The following is a 5,913-nucleotide window of genomic DNA, read 5'->3' on the forward strand; positions in this document are numbered from 1 at the left end:
GGAACTCCGGAGGATAGGGACGAGGCATGACTGCCAGCCTTCCGTGAAGGGCTGTCAGTTAGCCACCAGAACTGGAACCTCAGAGGTGGGTCAGGTCAGCCCGACTGCTTCGACCTGCTTTCTTCGCAGGCTATCTGGTGCCGACGGTGACAACTACTGAGCCTCGGCACATGCACGTCTCGGTCTGCTTGCCACGCGTACTGTGACTCATACGACCTGTCGGGAGGACCAGCAGATGAGCGCGCAGCCCGATCACGCCCCCGTTACGCCGTACGCCCCCGCTCCGGTGCCGAAGAGATGATGTGGGACGTCCTGGACGCGGCGGCCGCAAACCCGTGGGGCTTCCCGCAGTGGGACACCGGCGACAGGGAAGGCGAGGACATACGCGTCGCGTCCGTCGGCCAGCTGTCCCTCACCTACTGGATCAACAGGCCCCTGCGCCGCCTGTCCATCCTGACAATCGTCTGGCTCGGGTAACCGGCGGTGACATCGCCCGCGTCCGGCATCGCAGTTGCTGATGAAGCGTTCGGCTGCTGTCGGGCACGCGGCCAACGGCCGTAACTGCATCCGTTGCCGTGGGTTGGGCAGGTGTGGTCCGGGCGGCCCGGGTGGCCGTCCGTAGGATCGGCAGATGAGCAAACAGCTGCCTCCGTCTCGCCTCTCGGTGGCTTTCGATGTGCCCGACGGACACGGCGTCATCGAAGTGGCCGGCGACGCGGGTGGCAGCCTGCTCCTGCTCGCTGGCGATCCGGTGTTTCTGGAAGCCGGCGACGGATGCGGCAGCATGGGCCAGCTTGCGGCGCGTGCGGGCGCGGGCGGCCCCGGGCTCTGCGAGGTCAAGTACCTCACCGAGTGGCTCAGCGCCCCCGGCCTCGTGCCCGATCCGCGCACCGGCCGGGTTGAGCCGCCGGATCCGGAATGCCTGCGCCCGTTGCTGTCACTGCTCGCCCCCGGGCGGTACGTGATGAAGGCCGAGGTCGCCCCGGACCACCTGCTGGTGGTTCACCCGCGCGCCCTCCAGGTCCACCGCTGGTACGCCGACGAAGAGCTCGCGCTGGTGGCCACCGACGCGTGGCCGCCCCGTGACCACAGGGCGGTGCGCGGCTACCGCGACCGTATCCGCGCCGGGGGCGGCCTGCCGGCGCTGGTCGCACTTTTCCCCGCCCCCGACAGCCCGGTGGGCTACCTCCTCGACGGACACTACAAACTCGCCGCGTACCAGCAGGCGGCAGCCCGCCCGCTGATCATCAGGCTGACCCCCCAAGTACCCCGCCCCTTCCGGCGCGACGACCTCGACCGGGCCCGGGCCGCATTCTCCGACAGCACGCCCCGGCATCAGGACGACGCACTGGGCAGGGTCCTCTCCTTCATGTGGGCACAATCCGTCTGACGCACCCGGGCGCTGCGGCCTCCCTCGCGGCAGTGCCCGATCCCGCGGTGGGATCTTCGCCTCCCTGTTCGTCCCGTCATTGAAGCGGACGCGGCAATCTGGCCCTGGCCGACGGGACATGACCCTGTACCGCCATCAGAGACGGGTCAGGCCGAAGACGCTATGGTTGAAGCGCAACGCGTATAACTTGACGCCCTAGGCGTCCGTACGCACGAAGGCCCGGCCCCGGGGTGCAAGCCCGGGGCCAGGCCCCATGCAGTTACCGAGCCCGGTCGACCATCATCCGACCGGGCTCGCTGCGTATGTAGCGAGCGGTCTGGTCCGACCGCGTCGGGGTGAGCGCCCAGCGTCTGCCGAGCGGCTACCTCAGCAGGGCGATGATCGCCACCAGCAGACTCGCTGCCGCGAGAACGACCTGCCACCGATCGGGCTTGGGCCAGTCGGTCCTGCGGCCGGGCTTGTCCTTCTGGTTGTCCATCAGCGCCACCTCACTCTCCCCTCCCGACCGGGCACCGAGGTGCGATGGTCCCGGAGGTCCGTGAACTGGCGCTCTGCGCAGCCGAGTTGGGAGGATCAGCGAGGCAGATGCAGACTATCGTACCCACCCCCTTACTTTCGAAGGTGTGGGGTGATCCTAGACCTCTTGTCTAGTACAATTGGCCCGGCTAGCCTATGATTTACAGGGTGCTGGTGGTGGTTGCCCGTGATTCCCTGGCATACGCTGCATACTGCGTGTGATTGCGTGAGCGGTTGCCTTCTCGGAAAGTTTTTGCCCTCGCGCCCCGACAGAGTCTGTCGCCACGCCCCTGCCCGAAGTTGAGGGCCCTCAAGTTTGTGCACGCCATTGTTGGATGGCGATGCCCGAGGCCAGAACGCGACGCGGCGCGGTGGGCCGGTGCGGTCGCTCGGTGATATGGCGGTCGCTGAACCGTCGTCAAGTCGGGTGAGATCCCGGCCTGAGCATGTTATGACGTGGCCTGGAACCATCGGTTCTCCAGGCCGGCGACTCATGAACGACGGGCTTCTGAGTCAATTCCCCGGGCCTCTTGAGTGGTTGGGCGCCGTACCGGCGCTGCTCACCCGTACACGGAACGGACGCTGTAGCGCTGCGGAGAGCTTGCCAGTTGTCACGCTTGCCCAGTGCGCATCGGTTGATGGTGCCCCCAGGCGTCACGGTTAGGGTGAGTCCGCGATCACCGTGGGGGACCGGTGGGGCTTTGGGAAGGGCGAGCGCATGTACTTCGACGACCTGACGGGGCGCACGTGGGATGGCAGCACGGATCCCGCGTACGAGCTCGACCCCCAGGACGAGGAAGACGCAATGGAGTTGGAGAGGCTGCGCCAGCCCTGGTGCTGGTGGCAGGGGACTGGTGTCCTGATCGCTGCGGTCCTCAACGAACTGTTCCGACTGCGCACCATTCAGCGAAAGCGGTGCCGCCCTGGCCGCCTGCCCCGTCTGCCATCCCCTGGCAGCCGCCCCGAGCGTACCCAGAGGGGCATGCACAGCGTGCGGATCCCCGACAGTGTTCAGTTCCTGCGACGGGCCCTGGCGCTGCTCACCATGACGCTCAAGGCCGACGGGGGTGAACTGCCTGCGCTGGAGGCTGTGGTGCTCTCCCGTCGGCCCACCTACGTCGAGTTGCACCTCGCACAGCCGCGGCCTCCGGTGGCCCCGTTCACCGCCGATCCCGATCGGCCGGGAGTGTGGCGCTGCGAGGCATCCAGTGCGGCTCTGCGGCCGGGGGAGAAGCTCGAGCCGGTGGTCGAGCCCTATCCGGGACTCGTGTCCCTTGGCTGGGACCAAGAAGGCCGCATCGTGCTCATCGACTTGGAGTACGTCGGGGTTCTCCACCTCACCGGAGATGCCGAGCGCGGCCGCTACCTCTATCAAGCACTGGCCACCGAGCTGGCCACCACCGCGTTCGCCCGCCGCCTTCCCCTCGCTTTCGTCGGGCGGACCGCAACGGAACTCACCGGCGTCGTACTCAACTCCCGCGCCCTGCCGGCCGACCGGGCGGCCTCAGACGTTCGGGCCTTGGCGGCAGTACAGCGCACCCGCCTCCAGTCCCTGGGCATCGACAGCCCGCGGAGCGCCCGCCCCCACGATCAGGAGCCAGCGTCCTGGCTCGGACAGGTCGTGCTCTGCCACGACACTCGTGCCGCTGACCTCAGCGACGTGCCACTCCTGGTGGACACACGCGCCGCCTGGCCGCAGTCGACGATGTCGGTCGTCGCCCTCGCTCCGGACGGCGTGCCCATGCCCAGCGGAGCGTGGACTCTGAACTGCTCGGCCCAGGACGATCTGGTGCTCCTGCCCGGGTCGGGCATGCCCGTCCGCCTCCACCAGCTCGATGACGTCGGATTCGCGGACGTCATCGAGCTGCTGACGATCGGACACAGCACGGAGGATGTGCCTGGCCCATACCCGGCGAATCCTCCGCAGTGAGCGAGCGCCAGGAGCAGGGGTCGAGTGCCGTGGCACGAGCCAGGGTTGCGTGATCGCCGCGCTCCGGCTCTTGAGCACGGCTCGCACTTGAACGCTGTCCGCCTCATCGTCCTGCGCGCGGGCGAGCTAGTGCTGTGACCGGAAACGATGACCGGGTCGGTGCTGACTGATCTCGCTTCGGCTGGATGTGATGGAATGTCCGACCAGTGTGGGGTGGCGGGATGGCAGAGCCGGTCAGGGTTCGCTGACCGAGCACCACACTGTCCAGACACGCAACTTGCACCGGTACCTGCGCTGGCGCAACCCCGATCGCACTTTCGCCTTCGACGAGTTCGGGGGGCCTGCCCTCTTCGGCCCAGCAGGCCCCGCCGATCGGGCGGATGCCGAGCCGGCGACCTACCACCGCGCCGTGCCAGCCGACGTCTCACACCGTCTTGATGCCGCCGCCCTCGACGACGTAATCGGCGCCGGTCACGCTTGCCGCGCGGTCCGAGACGAGAAACGCAACGACGGCCGCGACCTCGTCGGCCTCGACCATGCGGCCAGTGGTCATACCCATCGCCGCGGGCACCCCGGCCACGAAGTCGCGGTGCCCGACACCGTTCGCCTCTGCGAGGCGGGCACCGAAGCCGTCTGCGTCCTCCCACATACCGGTACGCGTCGGACCGGGAGAGACGGTGTTCACACGTACACCCTGGGGGCCGAACTCCTCGGACAGCGCCTTGCCGAACGCGTTGAGACCCGCCTTCGCGACGCCGTACTCGATCGGGCCCGTGCCCGGCAGGCGGGCGCTCATCGACGAGATGTTCACCACCGAACCGCGGCGCTCCAGGATGCTCGGCAGCAGCCGACGGGTGACCCGGACCGTGCCGAACAGGTTGACCTCGAAGCTCTGCGCCCACAGGGCGTCGTCGGTCGCGAGGAACCCGTTCAGGGTAAACGTGTCACCGCCGCCCAAATTGTTGACCAGGAAGTCCACCCCGCCGAGTTCCGCGAGCGCCTGTGCCCCCAACTCCTCGGCACCTTCCGGCGTGCTCAGGTCGACCGCGACCGGGTGGGCGCCGGCCTCCTTCAGTTCGGCCGTGATCGTGCGGGCCACACCCACCACGCGGACCCCCTCGCCGACGAGCTGCCGTGTGATCGCGAGGCCCACGCCTCGGCTGGCCCCGGTGACGACCGCGGTTTTCCCGGCGAGATCGAGCTCCATGTCAGACTCCTTGAATATATTTGAATTGCAGGTACAAAATTAGGCCGCAAAAGAACGACGGCACCGACCGGCGGTGCCGGACTACAGCGACGCCATCGCCGCGTCCACGACCCGCCTCAACTGCGTGGCATCCTCGGCCGTCTTCGCCAGCACCCGCATACCGATCACTGTCGCAAGCAACCAGGCGGCCAGCGCCGCCGCGTCGCGGCCACCGGAGATCTCGCCGGCTCGCTGACCTTCCTCAACGGTCGCCCGGAACGCACTTTCCGTACGCGCGAACATCTTGCGTACCGTGTCGGCCGTCCCGGCATCCGAGGTGGCCAACTCGGCGGCAGTGTTGACCGCCATGCAGCCGCGCCGATCCCCGTCGCCCAAGTCGAGCTCGACCAGCGCCTCCAGCGCGCCCCGCAGTCGATCCTTCGCCGAACCGGGGTGATCGAGAAGCTCCTCCAGCCACGCGGCCTGCGAGTCGCGGTAGCGCGCAAGAGCCCGCTCGAACAAGGCGTGCTTGCTGCCGAAGGTGTTGTACAGGCTGCCTTTGCCGATGCCGATCTCGTCCACGAGGTCCTGTGGCGTCGTCGCCGCGTACCCCTTGCGCCAGAACACGCCCATCGCGCGCTCCACCGCCACATCCGGATCGAACTGCTTCGGCCTGCCCATGGCGCCACCGTAACACCATTTTTGACCTTGAGGTCAAAAGTAAGTTACTGCTCGACACCCCTGAGGACACACCCTTGGTACCGACCGGGTGAACGTTTCTGGTCACAGCACTAGTAGGACTCCGTTAAGTCTCAGGCGATCTTGTTGGTTTCCGTGGGCTAGGTAGCGGGCGGTGGCAGGTGGTGCAGATGCCGGTCCAGCACCTCAGTG

General features: G+C 67.7%; 5 protein-coding genes. 3 read left to right on the forward strand and 2 right to left on the reverse strand.

Features of this window, described 5'->3' with window-relative positions; all coding sequences use genetic code 11:
* Positions 1-297: 297 nt before the first annotated feature.
* From ADK54_RS08895 to ADK54_RS08905, 3 genes are all read left to right on the forward strand, one after another.
* Positions 298-477 (forward strand): hypothetical protein, encoded by a 180-nt coding sequence (locus ADK54_RS08895; RefSeq protein ID WP_053725006.1) that lies wholly within the window; start codon positions 298-300, stop codon positions 475-477.
* 154 nt (positions 478-631) lie between these two features.
* Positions 632-1,390 carry a hypothetical protein gene (locus tag ADK54_RS08900; RefSeq protein ID WP_159047679.1) on the forward strand — a complete coding sequence of 253 codons (759 nt, stop codon included), beginning with the start codon at positions 632-634 and terminating at the stop codon, positions 1,388-1,390.
* Positions 1,391-2,888: 1,498 nt separating this feature from the next.
* Positions 2,889-3,836 (forward strand): hypothetical protein, encoded by a 948-nt coding sequence (locus tag ADK54_RS08905; protein WP_159047680.1) that lies wholly within the window; start codon positions 2,889-2,891, stop codon positions 3,834-3,836.
* 424 nt (positions 3,837-4,260) lie between these two features.
* Here the strand turns inward: ADK54_RS08905 and ADK54_RS08910 are convergent, their stop codons facing one another.
* Both ADK54_RS08910 and ADK54_RS08915 read right to left on the reverse strand, forming a co-directional pair.
* Positions 4,261-5,043, reverse strand: coding sequence for an SDR family oxidoreductase (locus ADK54_RS08910; protein WP_053725009.1), 783 nt, complete (start codon positions 5,041-5,043; stop codon positions 4,261-4,263).
* An 81-nt stretch (positions 5,044-5,124) separates the two neighbouring features.
* Complete coding sequence (locus ADK54_RS08915; protein ID WP_053725010.1) at positions 5,125-5,703, reverse strand: TetR/AcrR family transcriptional regulator; 579 nt, start codon at positions 5,701-5,703, stop codon at positions 5,125-5,127.
* Positions 5,704-5,913 lie beyond the last annotated feature (210 nt).

The sequence above is a fragment of the Streptomyces sp. WM6378 genome (genome assembly GCF_001279695.1).
In the GTDB taxonomy this organism is placed as follows: domain Bacteria; phylum Actinomycetota; class Actinomycetes; order Streptomycetales; family Streptomycetaceae; genus Streptomyces.

Coding starts and splice junctions, on each gene's coding strand:
- ADK54_RS08895 (WP_053725006.1), top strand. CDS start 298: ATGATGTGGGACGTCCTGGACGCGGCGGCCGCAAACCCGTGGGGCTTC.
- ADK54_RS08900 (WP_159047679.1), top strand. CDS start 632: ATGAGCAAACAGCTGCCTCCGTCTCGCCTCTCGGTGGCTTTCGATGTG.
- ADK54_RS08905 (WP_159047680.1), top strand. CDS start 2,889: ATGCACAGCGTGCGGATCCCCGACAGTGTTCAGTTCCTGCGACGGGCC.
- ADK54_RS08910 (WP_053725009.1), bottom strand. CDS start 5,043: ATGGAGCTCGATCTCGCCGGGAAAACCGCGGTCGTCACCGGGGCCAGC.
- ADK54_RS08915 (WP_053725010.1), bottom strand. CDS start 5,703: ATGGGCAGGCCGAAGCAGTTCGATCCGGATGTGGCGGTGGAGCGCGCG.